Source organism: Haemophilus haemolyticus (genome assembly GCF_003351405.1).
In the GTDB taxonomy this organism is placed as follows: domain Bacteria; phylum Pseudomonadota; class Gammaproteobacteria; order Enterobacterales; family Pasteurellaceae; genus Haemophilus; species Haemophilus haemolyticus_N.
This window is the reverse complement of the sequence record NZ_CP031240.1, coordinates 1,692,306-1,713,750: the sequence shown is the minus strand read 5'-3', so window position 1 is coordinate 1,713,750 and position 21,445 is coordinate 1,692,306. Positions and strand designations below refer to the sequence as shown.

Sequence of the window (21,445 nt, the reverse complement as noted above, 5' to 3'; positions counted from 1 at the left end):
TCACCGCACTTTTTTTGTAATAAATCTTCTTATGTTTATAGGTTATCTAAGAATTAAAGGGTTGCTACAATTTCATTAATTTTATTTTTTGCGGACGCTTGGGCTTTTTCAATCGCTTCTGGTCCGAATCCAATGCCTTGCGCATAAATAAATTGCACATCTGTGATACCGATAAAACCTAAAATTGACTTCATATATTGTGTCACTAGATTTTCTTCATCATACAACCCACCAAATGCACATAACACAATCGCTTTTTTACCTTTTAATAATCCTTCTGGTCCATTTGCCGTATATTGGAAAGTGACACGTGGACGTGCGATAAAATCAAAATAAGTTTTTAATTGTGTTGGGATGCTAAGATTATACATTGGTGCACCAATAACCAGAGTTTCCGCATTTTTTAATTCTGAGACTAATTCATCGGAAAGTGCAAGAAGTTGTTTTTCTTCATTATTTTTAGGTTCACCGCGTACAGCCGTTGCTGCTGTGGCATCAAAATATGGAAGTGGTTGTTGGGCTAGATCGCGTACAACAATGTGATTACCTTGTAATTTTTCGATAACATAATCGGCCAATTGATTGGTCTGGGCGTTATTTCCTGAAATGCTAGATTTTAATACTAATACGTTGCTCATTTTTATTCCTTAACTGGGTATTTAAAAGTGCGGTTATTCTAGCCTTTATTTTTAGGATATAAAGCCCCTAGCCAGAAAAACATTATTTCCTTTCTGTAAAATATGTGCATTTATTTAACAATACATTAAGAAAGTGATAGAATTCGCCACGCATTTTTTGCCTAATTTCGCTCGTTCAATGGTAGGAATGAAGCCAAGTAGGGCAAAAGTGCGGTTAATTTTTATAGAATTTTAAACGAACACGTCACCTTTCGTATGGGTGACCACTGTATAAGGAAAAAACAATGCCAATTATTACTTTACCTGACGGTTCCCAACGTCAATTCGATCATCCTGTTTCTGTTCTTGAAGTCGCACAAGATATTGGTGCGGGTCTTGCTAAAGCTACTATCGCAGGCCGTGTAAATGGTGAGCGTCGTGATGCATGCGATGTTATCGACCAAGATGCAACGTTAGAAATTATTACTGCAAAAGATGAAGACGGTTTAGAGATTATCCGCCATTCTTGCGCTCATTTGCTCGGACACGCTATTAAACAATTATTCCCAGATGTAAAAATGGCAATTGGTCCAACTATTGAAAACGGTTTCTACTATGACATTGATTTAGACCGCTCTTTAACGCAAGAAGATTTAGATGCCATCGAAAAACGTATGTTGGAATTGGCAAAAACCAATTATGACGTCGTGAAAAAACGTGTTACTTGGCAAGAAGCGCGTGATACCTTTGAAAAACGCGGCGAGCCATACAAAATGGCAATTTTAGATGAAAACATTGAACGCACCGCAACGCCTGCGTTATATCATCATTTAGAATATATTGATATGTGCCGTGGCCCACACGTGCCAAATATGCGTTTCTGTCAGCATTTCAAATTACAAAAAGTTGCTGGTGCGTACTGGCGTGGTGACAGCAAAAATAAAATGTTACAACGTATCTATGGTACGGCTTGGGCAGATAAAAAACAACTTGCTGAATACTTAACACGCTTAGAAGAAGCAGCAAAACGTGACCACCGTAAAATTGGTAAAGCATTAGATTTATATCATATGCAAGAAGAAGCGCCGGGTATGGTGTTCTGGCACAATGATGGCTGGACAATTTTCCGTGAGCTTGAAACTTTTGTGCGTACTAAATTAAAACAATACGATTATCAAGAAGTAAAAGGCCCTTTTATGATGGATCGCGTATTGTGGGAAAAAACAGGTCACTGGCAAAATTACGCAGATTTAATGTTCACAACCCAATCTGAAAATCGTGAATATGCAATTAAACCGATGAACTGCCCAGGACACGTTCAAATTTTTAATCAAGGTTTGAAATCTTACCGTGATTTACCAATCCGTATGGCGGAATTTGGTTCTTGTCACCGTAATGAACCATCAGGCTCTTTACACGGTTTAATGCGTGTACGTGGCTTTACTCAAGATGATGCGCACATTTTCTGTACTGAAGATCAAATTGAGAGCGAAGTAACTAGCTGTATCAAAATGGTGTACGATATTTATGGCACCTTTGGTTTCACTAATATCGCAGTAAAACTTTCTACTCGCCCTGAAAATCGTATCGGTTCAGATGAAATGTGGGATCGTGCGGAAGCAGGTCTTGCAGCAGCATTAGCGCACAACGGTCTTGAATATGAAATTCAAGAAGGTGAAGGCGCATTCTATGGTCCGAAAATTGAATTTGCATTACGTGATAGCATTGGCCGTGAATGGCAATGTGGTACCGTTCAATTAGACTTCGCATTACCAGGTCGTTTAGATGCAACTTATGTGGCAGAAGATAATAGCCGTAAAACCCCAGTCATGATTCACCGTGCAATTTTAGGTTCTATTGAGCGCTTTATTGGTATCATCACTGAAGAATATGCAGGTTTCTTCCCAGCATGGTTAGCACCAACCCAAGCGGTTGTTATGAGTATCACTGATAGCCAAGCAGACTATGTACAAAAAGTCGCGAAACAGCTTTCTGATGTAGGTTTACGCGTGAAAACTGATTTACGTAACGAAAAAGTGGGTTTCAAAATCCGCGAACATACTTTACGCCGAGTGCCTTATATGCTTGTTTGTGGTGATAAAGAAATCGCAGAAGGAAAAGTGGCAGTACGTACCCGTAAAGGTGCTGATTTAGGTACATTTACAGTGGAAGAATTTGCGGAAATCTTGAAAAATCAAGTAAGAAGTCGTGAATTAAAGTTATTGAATGAAGAGTAATACTTCTCGAAAATAACCAATATAATTTACTATTTAAACCGTGATTTCAATTTAACGGTGATCGTTTAAGCGATTGCCGTTATTTTTTATCTAAAAATGTGTTGATTGGAAAAATAAGGCATAAAAAAACCGCACTTTAAAAGTGCGGTTATATTCAATTCTGTTTTTATGGAAGAAATTATTCTACCCCAACCATTACAGAAGTTGCTTTGATGATTGCGTATGCTTCTTTACCAACTTCTAAGTTTAATTCTTTAACTGCTGCTAAAGATACAGTAGAAGAAAGTACGTTACCGCCACCGATATCAATGTGAACGATCGCGTTTACTGAACCGTTTTCGATTGAAACAACTTTACCTTTTAATTGGTTTCTTGCACTAATTTTCATAACATTTCCTTGTTAGTTAGGGTTTAAAAGAACGCAGATTTTATCTATTATTTCAAAAAAACAAGTCGTAAATAAACCCAGAGTTTAAAATTTTCAAAAAATTGACCGCACTTTTATAGGCATTTTGCAGGTTTCGGTAAGCCTGCTAGTTTTGTAGCTTGTTTTGCGGGGCCTTCAGGAAATAAGCGTTGCAAATAACGGCTATTACCTTTATCTGCCCCAAGCTTTTCAGCCATGGCTTTTACCAACATACGGATGGCTGGGGAGGTGTTATATTCTTGATAAAAGTCTCGCACAAAATAAATCACTTCCCAATGGGCATCTGTTAATTCGATACTTTCTAATTGCGCAATAGAGCGAGCAACATCTTCGTTCCATTGTTGACTATTAAGCAAATAACCATCTTTGTCAGTTTCAATTTCCATTCCATTGATATTCAACATATTAATTTACTTCTTTAAAGTTAATCATTTCGTTGTTTGAAAAATCAGTTTGATCTTCGTCTTCAAATTGCATTGGCGTGATTCGTTCTTCATCAAATGCGGTATCGCCTTCAATGCCATCAATTAGTTGCCCATGTTTGATTCCTTTGAAATCAAATAATTTCGGATCGCACATATGTGACAATGTAATGTTTTGCATTGCGCTGAACATGGTTTCTAAGCGTCCCGGATATTGGCGATCCCAAGTATTTAGCATTTCTTTCACCACTTGGCGTTGAAGATTTGGTTGTGAGCCACATAGATTACAAGGAATAATCGGAAATTCTTTCGCGATGGCATATTTCTCAATATCTTTTTCTTTGCAATAAGCAAGCGGACGAATCACAATTTGTTTGCCATCGTCAGAAATTAATTTAGGTGGCATGGATTTCATTTTGCCACCATAAAACATATTTAAAAATAGTGTCGCTAACATATCGTCTCGGTGGTGTCCTAAAGCGATTTTGGTTGCACCAAGTTCTGTGGCGGTACGATATAAAATTCCACGGCGTAGGCGAGAGCAGAGTGAACAAGTGGTTTTTCCTTCTGGAATTTTTTCTTTTACAATTCCGTAAGTATTTTCTTGTACGATTTTGTAATCTACGCTAATGCTTTCCAAATATTCAGGCAATACGTGTTCTGGAAACCCCGGTTGTTTTTGATCGAGGTTCACAGCCACAATATCAAATTTTATCGGTGCGCTTTGCTGTAAATTTAACAAAATATCGAGAAGCGTATAACTGTCTTTGCCTCCGGATAAACACACCATGACTTTATCGCCATCTTCGATCATTCCAAAATCCGCAATGGCGTTGCCTACGTTACGGCGAAGACGTTTTTGTAATTTATTGAAATTATAGGTTTGTTTTTTTTCTTGTTGGGCTAACTGGGTTAATTCGGTCATTCTGTTATCTTTAGTTATTCATGAAAGGCGCACATTATACGTGAAAAATCAGAGTAAGATCGCATTTTCCTAAAATTTAGAAGTAATATGTTCTTAAACTGTAGAAGATTAGATCTGAGCTGACAATAATGGAATTCTATAAACTAGTTAGATTCTCTGTAATTTTCTACGTCTATTTGATTATATAACTGAACGATGGTTTTATCTGTCTAGTGAGCATTTGTACGTTGAAAATAGCTATAGGTAGCAGATTAATTCTAAATGATCCTTCATTTAAAAATTGGGAGAGTGTTTAGCCTAATCTAGAACATTCATAAAAAATTACTTAAAATGACCGCACTTTTACAAGGAATTTTTATGCTCATTCGTCCTAATTTTGCTGAAAAAAGTACTATTATACAAAGACATAAATTGAAACTAGATAAATCTTATTTTACGCAACCTACCGTTATTTGGGTTAGGCGTGGTAGGAAAATTTTGCGTTGGATAAATGGAGAGAAAATTATCCAAGCTGGTGAAATGGTAATGTTGGCAGGAAATCAACGCTTTGATGTGATTAATGAACCTGATGAATTAGGTGTATATCAAGCGGATTGGTTATCTATTGATAATGCAGTGGTTGAGAGATTTTTTGGGCTGCTTTCTGAGCCAAAACCCTTTGAAAGCCTGTTTCACTTGCCTGCACATCCTTTTATACAGCAAGCTTTTTCGATTGTTTCAAAAGCACTTTCCAGTGATGAAACTCCTGATCGTATTGTGGAAATTCGCTTGTGGGAATTGCTGGCTTGGTTGTCGGAACAGGGTGGTGTATTTAATCCATTTTCTACACCTTCCTTAAAGTGTCAAATTAGTAAGAAAATTTCAGAAAATTTTGAGTATCACTGGAAAATTGGAGACATGGCAAAATTGTTAAATACCAGTGAAGCTACATTGCGTCGTCATCTCGCTGCAGAAAAAACATCGTTTCGGGAAGTATTAACTACAGTTCGAATGATGAGAGCGTTGAATTTGTTACAACTTACTCAACGCCCAATTTCACAAATTGCCTATGAAGTTGGCTATGAAAGTCATTCACGTTTTTCCGTGAAATTTAAACAACATTTTGGTTGTTCTCCGTTAGAGGTTCGGCAATCGAGTGCTGTTTAACGACTATGTTCCACAATAATAGAAGCTTCGGCAAGGGCATTAGCTTTAGTAAAATAACCGACTACAGCAGGCATTGTATCTGTCGTCACATTTGGCAAGATTTCTACACTTACTGCTGTGACTTTAATTTCGTAACGATGTTTTTGTCCTTCGGGTGGACAAGCTCCGCCAAAGCCTGGCACTCCAAAATCAGTGCGGGTTTGCAGCGCACCTTGTGGTAAATTAGTACCATCAGCTTTAATGCCTTCAGGAAGAGCGGTCGTATTTGCAGGAATATTTGCAACTACCCAATGCATCCAGCCAATGCCTGTTGGCGCATCTTTATCATAGATCGTCACCACAAAACTTTTCGTCCCTTTCGGAGCATTCGCCCAAGATATTGCTGGTGACAGATTTCCTCCATTGCAACCAAAACCATAATCGGCACTTAACAAGTTTTTAGCGTGAAATCCGTGTTCAGGTAAATCTGGCACATTAATGCTAAAAACTGATGAGTTAGCACAAGATGTACCAGCAATAAACGAACAAAATACTGTTGAGATCATTTTTTTCATGATTTTTCCTTTTCTGATGTACATGAGGTATCAGTATAGGAAATCTTATTAACTAAAATTGTGCAAAAACGCTCAAATATTTTTTATTTCTGGTATTGTTTGAAAATTTTCTGAAAAATTAAATTCTTTCTTTTATTTTACCAGCTACCACTATTCACAGCAGAAATCTCCTGAAATTAATTATCTAAAGTATTATATTTTTAGAAATCTATATACATTCGAAAAAAGAAAGTATGAAAAGTAATTAACAATCGTTTCTTCTTCCAATGAATTTAGAAATGAGTTATTGATAGATTTAATGAGCGGGCAATAAATAGGTAATATTTGTATTTCTCCTGCGTTAGAAATAGGAAAAGTGCGGTCAATTCAAAAGAAGATTTTTAAGATCCGTAAAAAATCCTGTATAATCTTTCCAATTTTTTGTTCAATTTTAACGCTTTGCAATTCAATGATTGAAACATCCCAAACTATTCCTGAACTCGTCTCTTGGGCAAAAGATCGCGAGTTTTCTTTGAATTTACCTACCGAGCGCTTGGTTTTCCTGCTGGCGATTGCAATTTATAACAACGAACGTTTAGACGGCGAAATGTTAGAAGCCGATCTTGTGGATATTTTCCGCCACACGATGAATGCTTTTGAGCAATCCACGGATGCCATTGCAACACGAGCGAATAATGCAATTAATGAATTAGTGAAACAACGTTTGTTAAATCGTTTTAGTAGCGAATTTACTGAAGGTTTGGCGATTTATCGTTTAACGCCATTAGGTGTTGGCGTGTCTGATTATTACATTCGTCAGCGTGAATTTTCCGCATTGCGTCTTTCAGTGCAACTTTCCATTGTGGCAGATGAAATTCAACGCGCGTCTGATTCTGCAGAAGAAGGCGTGGAGAATAATGAAAGTGAACATTATTGGCGTCGTAATGTGTTTGCGCCATTAAAATATTCCGTTGCAGAGATTTTTGATAGCATCGATCTTTCACAACGTATTATGGATGAAAACCAGCAAAGCATTAAAGATGAAATTGCAGAGCTTCTTACTAAAGATTGGCAAGCGGCAATTTCAAGCTGTGAACGTTTATTAGATGAAACATCTGGGAATTTGCGCGAATTGCAAGATACGCTAAATGCCGCGGGGGATAAACTTCAAGCACAATTATTGCGTATTCAAGATTGTGTGATTGGGCGTGATGATTTGTATTTTATCGATCAATTAATTACCGATTTACAATCTAAACTTGACCGAATTATTAGCTGGGGGCAACAAGCCATAGACTTATGGATTGGTTATGACCGCCATGTACATAAATTTATTCGTACAGCCATTGATATGGATAAAAATCGCGTGTTCTCACAACGTTTACGTAATTCTATTCATCATTATTTTGAGCATCCTTGGTTCTTATGGACAGCGCAAGCTGAGCGTTTAGTTGATCTGCGCGATGAAGAAATGGTGTTGCGTGAAGATGATGCATTGGGTGAATTGCCAGAAGAATTGCAATACGAATCCCTTTCTGATTTACATGATCAAATTGTAGAGCATATGCAAGGCTTACTGATTGCTTATCGTGAAAATAACCGTCCGATTGATTTGAGTTTAGTGTTAAAAGAACAACTGGAAAATTATCCACTTTCTCGTCATTTTGATGTGGCTCGAATCATTGTTGATCAAGCCGTACGTCTTGGTATGGCAAATGATGATTTATCGGGTATTTATCCAGATTGGCAAGCAATTAATAAAAGTGGCGCAGAAGTTCAAGCGCATGTGATTGATAAGTATTAATTTTAAGATAATTTAAAAGCTAATTTCGACGGAATTACTTCTGTTAGATCTCCCTAATCCCTCTTTGCTAAATAGGGGAATAATAATGAAATAATCAATATTGAGATTATTTCATTGTGTTAGAAAATGCTGAAGGAATCAGCAAGAATTGATTTGCTAAAGAATATCCCTCTCTTTAGCAAAGAGGGGCTAGGGAAGATTTGGCAATAATGATTAACGAAGAAAGTAACTGAATAAAGTTTTAATAGAGAAATAACCTATGACAGACAACCTTCAAGATGTAATTTCCCCAAAACTCGCTGTGGCGATTGCAAATCCAATATTTCCAGCGGTAGATAGTCTATTGCGCTCAGGTCGCCATATCAGCACGGAGCATTTAGATAATCACGCATTTTTAATGGATTTCCAAAATGAATTAGATGGATTTTATCGTCGCTATAATGTGGAACTAATTCGTGCACCAGAAGGATTTTTCTATCTTCGTCCTAAAGCAACGACATTAATTGCGCGTTCAGTACTTTCTGAGTTGGAAATGCTTGTTGGTAAAGTGCTTTGTTATCTTTATTTAAGCCCAGAACGTTTAGCTCAACAGGGCATTTTTAGCACGCAAGAAGTATATGATGAATTATTAAATCTTGCCGATGAAGGAAAATTATTAAAAGCGGTTAATCAGCGTTCAAGTGGTTCCGATTTAGATAAACAAAAATTGGCAGAAAAAGTGCGAGCTGCAATTGGTCGTTTGCGTCGTTTAGGTATGATTCAAACTGTTGGCGAACAAAATAGTGGAAAATTTACGATTTCTGAATCTGTATTTCGTTTTGGTGCAGAAGTGCGTAGCGGAGATGATCCATTAGAGGCGCAAGCTCGACTCATTCGTGATGGGGAAGCGGCAACACCAGAATCCTTAGCGTTGGAAAAACAGGCGCAATTAATGGAAAACGATGCGGAAAGTGCGGATGAAATTGACGAAGAATTTGACGGAGAACAAGAATAATGTCTGATGTTTTTGAATTAGAAAGTGAAATCGAATTAGATAGCGATGAAGTCATTATAGAAAATGAAAACGTCGAAGAAATCGTTGAAACACCTATCCCTTTTAGCATGACTGCAAACAATGGTGTAGAGCGTGGTAAATTTCGTTCTTTAACCTTAATTAACTGGAATGGTTTTTTTGCGCGTACTTTCGATTTAGATGAATTAGTTACCACACTTTCTGGTGGTAACGGTGCGGGTAAATCAACCACAATGGCTGGATTTGTGACAGCATTAATTCCAGATTTAACCCTTTTACATTTCCGTAATACTACTGAAGCAGGCTCTACAGGCGGTTCTCGTGATAAAGGTTTACATGGTAAATTGCGTCCGGGTGTTTGTTACGCGGTATTAGATACCATTAATTCTCGCCATCAACGTATTCTTGTCGGTGTGCGTCTGCAACAAATTGCGGGTCGTGATAAAAAGGTTGATTTAAAAACGTTTTCAATTCAAGGTGTAGAATTATCTCAAAATCCGACCGCACTTTTCACTGAAACCGTGGGCGAACGTCAAGCACGCGTACTTAATTTAAACGAACTCAAAGATAAAATTGAAAATATCGGTGCGCAATTTAAACAATATCATTCCATCACTGATTATCACGGCATGATGTTCGATTTAGGTATTATTCCGAAACGTTTACGTTCGGCATCTGACCGAAGCAAATTCTATAAACTTATCGAAGCATCTTTATACGGTGGTATTTCCAGTGCAATCACACGCTCTTTACGTGATTATTTATTGCCAGAAAATTTAGGTGTACGCAAAGCTTTCCAAGATATGGAAAGTGCATTGCGTGAGAACCGTATGACTTTAGAAGCGATTAAGGTCACGCAATCAGATCGCGATTTATTCAAACATTTAATTACTGAAACCACCAACTATGTAGCTTCGGATTATATGCGTAATGCGAATGAACGCCGTGGCAATATTGAGGCTGCATTAGAATCTCGTCGCGAGTGGTATAAAGCAAAAGCAGAGCAGAATTTATCTCAACATCGTTTAGTTGATTTAAGTCGAGAAGCGGCTGAATTGGCAGAAAATGAACGTATTTTAGAAGTTGATCACCAAAGTGCGGTTGATCATCTTAACTTAGTGCTAAATGCTTTGCGTCATCAAGAAAAAATCATGCGTTATCAAGAAGATATTACAGAACTTACCGAGCGTTTAGAAGAACAAAAAATGGTGGTTGAAGATGCGAATGATGCGTTAGAAGAAAGCCAAGCCCAATTTGAACAAACCGAAATTGAAATTGATGCGGTACGAGCCCAATTAGCAGATTATCAACAAGCATTAGATGCCCAACAAACTCGCGCACTTCAATATCAACAAGCCATTGCAGCCCTTGAAAAAGCGAAAACATTATGTGGTTTAGCGGATTTAAGTGTTAAAAATGTAGAAGATTATCACGCAGAGTTTGAAGTCCATGCTGAAAGTTTAACGGAAACCGTACTTGAGCTTGAGCACAAAATGTCTATTTCTGAAGCAGCGAAATCTCAGTTCGATAAAGCGTACCAATTAGTATGCAAAATTGCGGGTGAAATGCCTCGTTCTGCGGCGTGGGAAAGTGCGAAAGAATTATTACGTGAATATCCAAGCCAAAAATTGCAGGCACAACAAACGCCACAACTTCGCACAAAATTACATGAACTTGAGCAACGCTATGCACAACAACAAAGTGCGGTCAAATTACTTAATGATTTTAATCAACGTGCTAATTTAAGTTTACAAACGGCAGAAGAATTAGAGGATTATCACGCAGAGCAAGAATCGTTAATTGAAGATATTTCTGCTGAACTTTCAGAACAAGTGGAAAATCGTTCTGCGCTTCGTCAAAAACGTGAAAATTTAACCGCACTTTATGATGAAAATGCGCGTAAAGCCCCAGCATGGCTGACAGCTCAAGCTGCATTAGAACGTTTAGAACAACAAAGTGGCGAGAGGTTTGAACATAGCCAAGATGTGATGAATTTTATGCAATCACAACTTGTGAAAGAGCGTGAACTCACGATGCAGCGTGATCAACTGGAACAAAAACGTTTGCAATTGGATGAACAAATTTCTCGTTTAAGTCAGCCAGATGGTTCAGAAGATCCTCGTTTAAATATGTTGGCAGAACGTTTTGGTGGGGTATTACTTTCAGAGCTTTACGATGATGTAACCATTGAAGACGCGCCTTATTTCTCCGCACTTTACGGGCCTGCACGTCATGCTATTGTTGTGCGTGATCTCAATGCTGTGCGTGAACAACTTGTCCAATTAGAAGATTGCCCTGATGATTTGTACTTAATTGAAGGCGATCCTACCGCATTTGACGACAGCGTATTATCCGCACAAGAACTTGAGCTAGGTGTTGTCGTGCAAGTTTCAGATCGTGAATTACGCTATTCACGATTCCCTGAAATCCCGTTATTTGGGCGCGCAGCACGTGAAAAACGTTTAGAAGAATTACAAATTGAACGTGATGAAGTGGCAGAACAACATGCCCAAATTGCGTTTGATGTACAAAAATGCCAACGTTTACACGAACATTTCAGCCAATTTGTTGGGTTGCATTTGGCGCTGGCGTTCCAGCCAAATCCAGAAGAGTTAATGTCTGAAATTAATCGCGAACGCAATGAAATTGATCGTGAATTAAACCAATTTAATAGCGGCGAACAACAATTACGCATTCAATTAGATAATGCAAAAGAAAAACTGCAATTACTCAACAAGTTAATTCCACAACTAAATGTATTAGCTGATGAAGATTTAATTGATCGTATTGAAGAATGTCGTGAGCAATTAGATATTGCAGAGCAAGATGAATATTTTATTTGTCAGCATGGCGTAACGTTGTCACAATTAGAGCCGATTGCAAATAGTTTACAAAGTGATCCAGAAAATTACGAAGGCTTAAAAAATGAATTAACTCAAGCGATTGAGTGTCAAAAACAAGTTCAACAAAGAGTATTTGCGTTAGCTGATGTTGTACAACGTAAACCGCATTTTGGTTATGAAGATGCAGGGCAGGCTGAAACTTCTGAACTAAACGAAAAACTTCGTCAACGTTTAGAACAAATGCAGGCACAGCGAGATACGCAACGTGAGCAAGTTCGTCAAAAACAAAGTCAATTTGCTGAATATAATCGCGTATTGATTCAGTTACAAAGCTCTTACGATAGTAAATATCAGCTCTTAAATGAGTTGATTGGTGAAATTAGCGATCTTGGCGTGAGAGCTGATGATGGCGCCGAAGAACGTGCTCGTATCCGTCGTGATGAATTACATCAACAACTTTCAACGAGCCGTCAGCGTCGTTCTTATGTAGAAAAACAACTGACATTAATTGAAAGCGAAGCGGACAACTTAAATCGTCTAATCCGCAAAACCGAACGTGATTATAAAACTCAACGTGAATTAGTTGTAGCAGCGAAAGTGAGTTGGTGTGTGGTTTTACGTTTATCACGTAACTCTGATATGGAAAAACGCCTCAATCGCCGAGAACTCGCTTATTTATCTGCAGATGAGTTACGTTCAATGTCGGATAAAGCATTAGGTGCGTTGCGTACTGCGGTAGCTGATAATGAATATCTACGTGATAGTCTAAGAGTGTCGGAAGATAGTCGCAAACCTGAAAATAAAGTGCGGTTCTTTATTGCGGTGTATCAGCATCTACGTGAACGTATTCGTCAAGACATTATTAAAACGGATGATCCAATTGATGCCATTGAACAAATGGAAATTGAGCTTTCTCGTTTAACCACTGAATTAACTGGCCGTGAGAAAAAATTGGCGATCAGTTCTGAAAGTGTTGCAAATATTATGCGTAAAACGATTCAGCGTGAACAAAATCGTATTCGTATGCTCAACCAAGGCTTACAAAACATAGCGTTCGGTCAGGTGAAATCTGTTCGTTTGGTAGTGAATATTCGTGATACCCATGCCATGTTGTTGGACGCACTTTCTGGTCAGCAAGATGAATATCAAGATTTATTCAACGACAATCGCATCACCTTCTCTGAAGCCATGGCGAAGCTCTATCAACGCATCAATCCACATATTGATATGGGGCAACGCACAGCGCAAACAATCGGTGAAGAATTGTTAGATTACCGTAATTATCTTGAGCTTGAAGTGGAAGTATTCCGTGGTGCTGATGGGTGGTTACGTGCAGAAAGTGGCGCACTTTCTACTGGTGAAGCTATTGGTACAGGTATGTCAATTCTCTTAATGGTTGTTCAAAGCTGGGAAGAAGAAAGCCGTCGAATCCGTGGTAAAGATATTGTGCCTTGTCGCTTGTTGTTCTTAGATGAAGCAGCACGTTTAGACGGTAAATCTATTTCTACCTTATTCGAACTTTGCGAACGTTTGGATATGCAGTTACTTATCGCTGCACCAGAAAACATTAGCCCGGAAAAAGGTACAACCTATAAACTCGTGCGTAAAATCGCAGGCAACCAAGAACATGTACATGTTGTTGGTTTACGTGGATTCGGGGCGACAGAATAAAAAATAGAAGGGAAGTGCGGTTAAAATTTTAAGATTTTGACCGCACTTTAATTATATAAGGAATTTAAATGCACAATCTTATTCTTGCTATTCTTTGCAGCGTAGCTGTTTCAGTTTTGCTTAAAATAGCCCGTAAAAAAAATATCATTATTGAACAAGCTATCGCATTCAACTACATCACGGCCATCACTTTCAGTTATTTCTTACTCAAACCTGATTTTAAAGGTTTAGAATTTACTGATTACATCGTACAAAGCGAAAATTCACCCATTTTTTTAGCGCTAGGTTTATTGTTACCTAGCGTGTTTATTATTATGTCAAAAGCGGTGGAGTTTGCTGGAATTGTACGTTCTGACGCAGCACAACGTCTTTCGTTGTTTCTTCCTATTTTATCGGCATTTTTAATTTTTCATGAAACACTAAGCCAATCTAAAATTATTGGCGTTGTATTAGCGTTTATTGGTTTATTTTGTTTATTAACTAAGCCAAATCAAGGGCAAAGTGCGGTGAATTTTAAAGGTGTTTTAGGATTAATCGGCGTGTGGTTTGGGTATGGCATTATTGATATTTTATTCAAACAAGTGGCGAAAAGCGGCGGTGTATTTCCTGCAACATTGTTTATTTCCTTCTCGCTTGCAGCTTGCGTTATGTTTATCTATTTGTTCTTAAAACGTGCCAAATGGACATCATCAAGTGTAATTGGTGGCATCGTTTTAGGTGTATTGAATTTCTTTAATATTTTATTCTATATAAAAGCACATCAAAGTTTTGCTGGAAATCCGACGCTTGTTTTCGCGGGAATGAACATTGGCGTAATTTGCTTAGGCACGATAACTGGCGCATTAGTTTTTAAAGAAAAAATTAGTAAGCTAAATTGGATTGGTATTATTTTTAGTTTATCAGCTATTTTCTGCCTATATTATTTAGATAAAATTATCGCGTAAAAGAGAGTAGTCATGGCAAAAGATTTCAGCTTTTTTATTTACGATTATGAAAGTTTTGGTGTAAATCCAGCAACAGATCGCCCTGCGCAATTCGCAGGTATTCGCACAGATGCTGATTTTAATATCATTGGTGAACCAATAATGTTTTATTGTAAACAAACCAACGATTATTTACCGGCTCCTGAAGCCGTAATGGTGACAGGAATTACACCACAAGAATGTAATGAAAAGGGGCTTTCTGAGCCTGAATTCGCCGCAAATATCTTAGCAGAGTTTTCCCAACCCAATACTTGTGTCATGGGCTATAACAATATTCGCTACGATGATGAAATGACGCGTTATACGTTTTATCGTAATTTTATTGATCCTTATGAATATAGTTGGAAAAATGGGAATTCACGCTGGGATTTGTTAGATTTAGTACGAGCTTGTTATGCCTTGCGTCCAGAAGGGATTAATTGGGCTTATGACGATGATGGAATGCCAAGTTTCCGTTTAGAAAAACTCACTAAAGTAAATGGTATTGAGCATGAAAATGCTCACGATGCAATGGCTGATGTATATGCAACTATTGCTATGGCGAAATTAATTAAAGAAAAACAGCCTAAATTATTCCAATATTTCTTTGAAAATCGAGGTAAAAAAGAAATCGAAAAGTTGGTTGATATAGGCGCAATGGCGCCTTTAGTGCATGTTTCTGGCATGTTAGGGAATTATCGTGGAAATTGCACTTGGGTTGCGCCTTTAGCTTGGCATCCAACAAATCAAAATGCACTCATTGTTTGTGATTTAACTGGCGATATCGATAATTTATTAGCCAAAAGTGCGGATGAATTGCGGACAGATTTATATACTAAAAAATCAGAATTAGAAGAAAGGGGAGTTTCATCCGTTCCATTAAAGCTTGTGCATATCAATAAATGTCCTATTTTAGCACCAGCTAAAACCTTGTTGCCAGAAACAGCAAATCGCTTGGGTATTGATCGACAATTATGCTTGGATAATCTTGCAAAATTACGAGCATCTTTTGATATTCGCGAAAAAGTGGCAGATATTTTTAATGAAGAACGTCAATTTAAATCGAATGATAATGTAGAAACTGAGCTATACAATGGCTTTTTCAGTAATGCTGATAAAAATAATATGTCTATTTTACGTAGCTTACCTGCAGAAAAATTATCTGAACATGGTTTAGCTTTTGAAGATAAACGTATCCCTGAATTATTATTCCATTATCGAGCGCGCCATTTTTATAAAACCCTCACACGTGCTGAACAAATTAAATGGCAAAAATACCGACAGAATAAACTTGAAAAAAGTGCGGTAGATTTTGAATCAAGTTTACAACGTTTAGCTGAAGAACATTCAGATAATCCTGAAAAACTATCTTTGTTACAACAAGTATATGAATATGGTATAAAACTACTAGGTTAGTCGATACGTTGTCACATTTTATCAAAAAGCACGTTTTAAGAAAAATGTGCTTTTTTTGTTGTTTTTTTCTGGGAAGAATTATCCAAGGAATTCTCCAGATTTTACGTAGCGCAATCAAGCATCTTTAGCTTATTTCAATCTTTACATTACCTTTACATTTTCATTCATCCATTCAATAACTCTATAAAATGACGCGTTACAACGTGTTATCTGTCCTTATTTTGTCTTGTTTTACTAGTACCTGTGACTTGTGCATAAGTGTGTGATTTATTTAATCCGTAGTTTCCGCTAACCTGATAACTAATTTCGTATAATGTATATTATGTTAAATTAATAAAGTGTAAAAGTAACTTTTGAGAGGTGCCAAAAGAGATACTCTGCTTCTTCTCTATTTAATTTAAAGCAATAATATTTAATTCTGGATTTGAATTGCGCTAGGTGAAATCTGAATAAATTGACAGAAGATTTGCTAATAGATTTAAAATCTTTAGTTTTAATTGTGACATTGTAATTATTTTATACGCCTAGATTACACAAATGAGAATAATTGTTTTTAATTTTTCTTTTTAAAATTAATTGGTTATATGAGTTTTATTTTAATAAAAAACTTGCAATTCTCATTTGTGAGTTTAAAATGAGAATTGCAAGTCAAGTTTTATTGCACTTTATCAATCAAATGGAAAGGAATTAGTTATGCTTAATCAAATCATCACAAACAAGCTGAATGACCAAATAAATTTAGAGTTCTACTCTTCTAATGTATATTTACAAATGAGTGCTTGGTGCTCAATTCATGGCTATGAAGGTGCAGCAGCATTTTTACTTCGTCATGCAGATGAAGAATTAGAACATATGCAAAAATTGTTCAATTATGTAAGTGAAACTAGCGGTATGCCGCTTCTAGGAAAAATCGATGCACCTAAACACGATTATTCTTCATTAAGAGAAGTATTTGAAACAACTTTAGAACATGAAAAATTAGTAACTTCCAAAATCAATGAATTAGTTGAAGTTACTTTTGAAAATAAAGACTACTCTACTTTTAACTTCTTACAATGGTACGTAGCAGAGCAGCACGAAGAAGAAAAATTATTTAGTGGCATTATTGATAGATTTAACCTTGTTGGCGAAGATGGTAAAGCGTTGTTCTTTATTGATCGTGAGTTAGCAACTTTATAATAGATAGGAGAAATAAAATGTTATCAGCAAATGTAGTAAAACTATTAAACGACCAAATGAACTTGGAATTTTATTCTTCTAATTTATATTTACAAATGAGTGCTTGGTGTGAGCAAAAAGGTTTTGAAGGTGCTGCAAAATTTTTATCAACTCATGCAGCTGAAGAAATGCAACATATGCGTAAATTATTCACTTATTTAAATGAGACAGGATCAGTTGCTCTAATTTCTGCAATTGAAGCACCATCACACGAATATAAATCATTAAAAGAAGTGATTGAAATTACCTATGAACATGAGAAATTGATTACCAGTAAAATCAATGAATTAGTAGGTAAAACTTTTGAAGAAAAAGACTACTCTGCATTTAATTTCCTACAATGGTATGTAGCAGAACAGCATGAAGAAGAAAAATTATTCAGTGGTATCTTGGATAAATTAAATCTTCTTGGCGAAGATGGTAAAGGTTTATTCTTAGTTGATAAAGATTTAGGTAATCTTGCTACTGAAGCTTAGTCTAAAAGCATAAAATATTTATGAGCCTAGTATTACACTAGGCTTATTTTTTCTTTTAGATTGGAATTTCATAAAGAAAAACCCCACATAAAATTATGCGGGGTTAAAATAATTGTGGTGTCTTACGCCTGCAATTCCATTTCCTATTCTGAGCCCCACACAATGTAGCCTCTGCTTTTGTTGCGCAGGTTTTGGATTTACGCACGTCGTTTTTATAGATTTCTACTCGCCATTTATCACCACGCTTGCGAATTGTTGCCATTTTTTGCTCCTATTTTTTGGTAGGGTACGTCAAAATTTAAAGGTTGGTTGGCGTAATTTTGGCGTAATCGATGCATAAAAATACTTAAAAAATGGCAATATTTGAGGTTGGGATTGATGATGGATTTATAGCGTGTATGAACGTAAAGTATTGATTTTACTGGCTAAAATGCATAAAAGAAAAACCCCTGACCAATGGTCAAGGGTTTGTATGTGGTGCCTAGGGTCGGACTCGAACCGACACGTTTATTCAACGGCGGATTTTGAATCCGCTGCGTCTACCAATTTCGCCACCCAGGCTTAGTGGTGTTGAATTATACGTATATATAAATGTGTGACAAGTAAAATTTATTAGAAACAATTCATTTGTTTTAAAAATGAGCAAGGATTTTTTAGTTTTTTAAAAATATCGCCAAATAAATGCAATAACTAAAATACATAACATGATTAAAATCTGAATCAGCCGTTTTTTTGTTAATTTTTCTGCTACCATAATGCTTTACTCTTCTTAAAATGACTATTTAGTGGTATAATTATTGAGTTAGATCAATTTTACACTAATTTTTCGAAATATTTGAGGCTTACATGAAAAATTTCGTTGCAGAAACCAAGGCAGGACGCCGGGTTCAATCGGGAGGTTGTGCTATTCATTGCCAGGATTGCAGTATTAGTCAACTTTGCATTCCTTTTACGCTGAACGAACATGAATTAGATCAGCTTGATAATATTATCGAACGAAAGAAACCCATCCAAAAATCACAAGTTCTTTTTAAAGCAGGTGATTCCCTCAATTCAATTTATGCAATTCGCTCTGGTACGATTAAAAGTTACACTATTAGCGAATCTGGCGAAGAACAAATCACTTCATTCCATTTACCTGGTGATTTAGTTGGCTTTGATGCAATTACTCAAATGCAACACCCTAGTTTTGCACAAGCTTTAGAAACCGCAATGGTATGCGAAATTCCTTATGATATATTGGATGATTTAGCAGGTAAAATGCCAAAATTGCGCCAACAGATTTTGCGCTTAATGAGTAATGAAATTAAAAGTGATCAAGAAATGATTTTGTTACTGTCTAAAATGAATGCAGAAGAACGTTTGGCTGCTTTTATTCATAATCTATCGAAACGATACTCTGCTCGTGGTTTTTCAGCTAAAGAATTCCGCTTGACGATGACGCGTGGCGATATCGGTAACTATCTAGGTTTAACAGTTGAAACTATCAGTCGATTATTGGGACGCTTTCAAAAACTAGGCGTTCTTACAGTGCAAGGAAAATATATTACAATTAATGATCTCAATGCTTTAATTGAATTAACCGGCACGAGTAAAACCAAAATAACACTAGTTGAATAATTTTTAAGGCGTGAATTTCACGCCTTTTTTGTATTCATTAAAAATAAATTTTGCACTAGATCACCTTTTTGAAAATCGCACCTTGCCATTCAAAAGATTCTTTCTTATTCTATGGTAAATTTTGGAGGTTGTTATGAAATTTAAAAATATCCTGGTTGTTCTCAATCCTGAAAATGAAAAACAATATGCCCTTGCGCGTGCCGTGCGTTTGGTGAAAGAACAAAAAAATGAAACTAAGGTAAAAATCACCGCACTTTTGTCTGTATATGATTTATCTTATGAAATGTCGGCTTTACTTTCTTCTGAAGAACGTTCAGAAATGCATCAACAAGTAATTGAAAAACACCGCCATGCGGTTCAATATTACTTAGATAAATATGCAGATCCGGAAATTGAATTGCAATCTCACATTGTTTGGAATAGTAACGAAGCTGAGGCGATTAAAGAAGAAGTTGAAGGCAACAATTATGATCTTGTGGTGAAATATACTAAAGATGAAGAAAGTTTTACCTCACTTATTTTCACACCAGTGGATTGGCAGCTTCTTCGTAAATGCCCCGTTCCTGTTTTGATGGTTCGCGATGGCGATTGGAAACATCAACGCCGTATTCTTGTGGCGGTAAATGTTTCTGGTGAGCAAGACTATCAAGATGAATTTAATCAAGAATTAGTGGAAACAGGCATGTCACTCGCTGAAAATTTAAATCGTGGAAATGTTCACCTAGTTGCCGCCTACCCTTCTGCACCAATCAATATGGCTATTGATTTACCAGAATTTAATACTTCGGGCTATGAAAACGGTATTCGTGGCCAACATCTCATTAATATGAAAGCATTACGTCAGAAATTTGGTATTAGTGAAGACCATACTCATGTGCGTGAAGGTTTCCCTGAAGAAGTGATTCCTGACGTCGCAAAAGAAATTGAAGCAGAGTTAGTGATTTTAGGTACAGTTGGCCGTACAGGTTTATCTGCTGCATTATTGGGCAATACAGCGGAACATGTGATCAGTAAATTAAGTTGTAATTTATTAGGCATTAAGCCATCTAAAAAAGACGATCAATAACAACCATCTACATTTAGACATTCCCTAAGTACTAAGTATTTAGGGAATTTTTTATATGCTTTATATAGATTTTTTGTGATCTAGATCACAAATATTAAATTTTCTCTAAACCACTATTTAAATGATAGTTATTTTCATTTAATATTCGCACTCATTTTATAAATGCTCATCTCTATTTTTCATTAAGGAAAGGTATGAAAAAAACATTAATTGCAAGTTTATTGGTTTTAGCGGGTGCAGCGCAAGCTCATGAAGTTTGGGTTCAAGCGCCTGCAAAATTGGCATCAGGTTCTGTATTAAAAGCAGAATTAGCTTATGGAGACTACCCTTACGTAGAAAAAATCCCTGAAGCGCGTTTAAAAATTTTTGCGCCAATGGAAATTATTCATCAAGATGGTGAAAAACAAACCTTGGTTCAAAAAGGTGAAAACTATCAATATCAATCAGAGAAAGCATTGTCTGATGGCTCTTATTGGGTGACAGCGACTTATAAACCAACATTTTGGTCACAAAATGCTGAAGGTTGGAAAATGGATAATTTGAAAGGATTAGAAAATCCAACTTATTGCGAACAAACTCAAATGTTTGGTAAAAGTCTTGTTACAGTTGGTAAAAAACCATTAAATGCAGAAATGGCAATGACAAGAGTTGGTTTACCACTTGAAATTGTTCCTTTGCGTGATCCAAGCAAAGCGAAATCAGGTGAACCGTTCCCTGTTCAAATTTTCTACCAAGATCAGCCATTAGCAGGCGAAACTGTAATTGCAACCGCTGATACTATTGTCGTGAAAGATCTCGAGGCAAGTACAAGCCATCGTGAACCACAAGGTTTTTCAGGTAAAACAGATAGTCAAGGACGTGTAAATATCATTCCATTAATTGATGGTATTTGGAAAATTAAAGTTATTCATAAAACACCATTTGCAGATCAACAAATTTGTCAGCAATCTGCAAGCTATAGCACATTAATTTTACCAGTTGGTAAAGGATTAGCTAAATTACCACCAAAACCAGAACACCATCATCATTAATTTTGAAAGTGCAGTGGAA

At 36.7% G+C, this 21,445-nt stretch carries 18 protein-coding genes and 1 tRNA gene; 12 read left to right on the top strand and 7 right to left on the bottom strand.

All coding sequences use genetic code 11. The features are described from left to right. Positions 1–53: 53 nt before the first annotated feature. Positions 54–638 (bottom strand): FMN-dependent NADH-azoreductase, encoded by a 585-nt coding sequence (locus tag DV427_RS08515; RefSeq protein ID WP_114892020.1) that lies wholly within the window; start codon positions 636–638, stop codon positions 54–56. A gap of 284 nt (positions 639–922) precedes the next feature. Between DV427_RS08515 and thrS the strand changes: the two genes are divergently transcribed. Beyond that, positions 923–2,854, top strand: a complete 1,932-nt coding sequence (gene thrS / locus DV427_RS08510) for a threonine--tRNA ligase (RefSeq protein WP_114892019.1) — start codon at positions 923–925, stop codon at positions 2,852–2,854. A gap of 178 nt (positions 2,855–3,032) precedes the next feature. Here thrS and DV427_RS08505 read toward each other — a convergent pair whose 3' ends face one another. The 3 genes from DV427_RS08505 to ttcA form a co-directional block, all read right to left on the bottom strand. Next, on the bottom strand, positions 3,033–3,242 hold the full coding sequence (locus DV427_RS08505; protein ID WP_005631673.1) for a TOBE domain-containing protein: 210 nt from the start codon (positions 3,240–3,242) through the stop codon (positions 3,033–3,035). A 113-nt stretch (positions 3,243–3,355) separates the two neighbouring features. Further along, positions 3,356–3,685: a TusE/DsrC/DsvC family sulfur relay protein gene (locus DV427_RS08500; RefSeq protein ID WP_114892018.1), complete on the bottom strand. Its 330-nt coding sequence runs from the start codon at positions 3,683–3,685 to the stop codon at positions 3,356–3,358. A 1-nt stretch (position 3,686) separates the two neighbouring features. Continuing rightward, positions 3,687–4,628: a tRNA 2-thiocytidine(32) synthetase TtcA gene (gene ttcA, locus DV427_RS08495; protein WP_114892017.1), complete on the bottom strand. Its 942-nt coding sequence runs from the start codon at positions 4,626–4,628 to the stop codon at positions 3,687–3,689. Positions 4,629–4,985: 357 nt separating this feature from the next. Between ttcA and DV427_RS08490 the strand changes: the two genes are divergently transcribed. Next, positions 4,986–5,774, top strand: a complete 789-nt coding sequence (locus DV427_RS08490; protein ID WP_240317970.1) for an AraC family transcriptional regulator — start codon at positions 4,986–4,988, stop codon at positions 5,772–5,774. Here the strand turns inward: DV427_RS08490 and DV427_RS08485 are convergent. Next, positions 5,771–6,328, bottom strand: a complete 558-nt coding sequence (locus DV427_RS08485) for a YbhB/YbcL family Raf kinase inhibitor-like protein (RefSeq protein WP_114892015.1) — start codon at positions 6,326–6,328, stop codon at positions 5,771–5,773. The two genes, DV427_RS08490 and DV427_RS08485, sit on opposite strands and share 4 nt — an antisense overlap. A gap of 448 nt (positions 6,329–6,776) precedes the next feature. On the opposite strand from DV427_RS08485, the gene mukF reads away from it, so the two are divergent. From mukF to ftnA (DV427_RS08450), 7 genes are all read left to right on the top strand, one after another. After that, positions 6,777–8,111, top strand: a complete 1,335-nt coding sequence (mukF, locus tag DV427_RS08480) for a chromosome partition protein MukF (protein WP_114892014.1) — start codon at positions 6,777–6,779, stop codon at positions 8,109–8,111. A 259-nt stretch (positions 8,112–8,370) separates the two neighbouring features. Further along, positions 8,371–9,105 (top strand): chromosome partition protein MukE, encoded by a 735-nt coding sequence (mukE, locus tag DV427_RS08475; protein WP_005659499.1) that lies wholly within the window; start codon positions 8,371–8,373, stop codon positions 9,103–9,105. Continuing rightward, positions 9,105–13,637 (top strand): chromosome partition protein MukB, encoded by a 4,533-nt coding sequence (gene mukB, locus DV427_RS08470; RefSeq protein ID WP_114892013.1) that lies wholly within the window; start codon positions 9,105–9,107, stop codon positions 13,635–13,637. The genes mukE and mukB overlap by 1 nt, the downstream gene beginning before the upstream one ends. Positions 13,638–13,705: 68 nt before the next feature. After that, positions 13,706–14,581, top strand: coding sequence for a DMT family transporter (locus tag DV427_RS08465; RefSeq protein ID WP_114892012.1), 876 nt, complete (start codon positions 13,706–13,708; stop codon positions 14,579–14,581). Positions 14,582–14,593: 12 nt separating this feature from the next. Next, positions 14,594–16,015 carry an exodeoxyribonuclease I gene (gene sbcB / locus DV427_RS08460; protein ID WP_114892011.1) on the top strand — a complete coding sequence of 474 codons (1,422 nt, stop codon included), beginning with the start codon at positions 14,594–14,596 and terminating at the stop codon, positions 16,013–16,015. Positions 16,016–16,708: 693 nt separating this feature from the next. Next, a complete protein-coding gene (gene ftnA / locus DV427_RS08455) occupies positions 16,709–17,194 on the top strand; it encodes a non-heme ferritin (protein ID WP_005634630.1) in 486 nt (161 codons plus the stop codon). 17 nt (positions 17,195–17,211) lie between these two features. Next, complete coding sequence (ftnA, locus tag DV427_RS08450; RefSeq protein ID WP_114892010.1) at positions 17,212–17,709, top strand: non-heme ferritin; 498 nt, start codon at positions 17,212–17,214, stop codon at positions 17,707–17,709. Positions 17,710–17,812: 103 nt separating this feature from the next. Here ftnA (DV427_RS08450) and DV427_RS09410 read toward each other — a convergent pair whose 3' ends face one another. After that, positions 17,813–17,971 (bottom strand): hypothetical protein, encoded by a 159-nt coding sequence (locus DV427_RS09410; RefSeq protein WP_162790295.1) that lies wholly within the window; start codon positions 17,969–17,971, stop codon positions 17,813–17,815. A gap of 213 nt (positions 17,972–18,184) precedes the next feature. Next, positions 18,185–18,270: transfer RNA gene (locus DV427_RS08445), tRNA-Leu, on the bottom strand. A gap of 285 nt (positions 18,271–18,555) precedes the next feature. Between DV427_RS08445 and fnr the strand changes: the two genes are divergently transcribed. The 3 genes from fnr (at position 18,556) to DV427_RS08430 (ending at position 21,426) form a co-directional block, all read left to right on the top strand. Further along, entirely contained in the window at positions 18,556–19,329 is a 774-nt protein-coding gene (gene fnr / locus DV427_RS08440) for a fumarate/nitrate reduction transcriptional regulator Fnr (RefSeq protein ID WP_114892009.1), read from the top strand. A 133-nt stretch (positions 19,330–19,462) separates the two neighbouring features. Then, positions 19,463–20,395 carry a universal stress protein UspE gene (gene uspE / locus DV427_RS08435; protein WP_114892008.1) on the top strand — a complete coding sequence of 311 codons (933 nt, stop codon included), beginning with the start codon at positions 19,463–19,465 and terminating at the stop codon, positions 20,393–20,395. Positions 20,396–20,589: 194 nt separating this feature from the next. Continuing rightward, on the top strand, positions 20,590–21,426 hold the full coding sequence (locus tag DV427_RS08430) for a DUF4198 domain-containing protein (protein ID WP_114892007.1): 837 nt from the start codon (positions 20,590–20,592) through the stop codon (positions 21,424–21,426). The last annotated feature ends 19 nt before the right edge of the window (positions 21,427–21,445 follow it).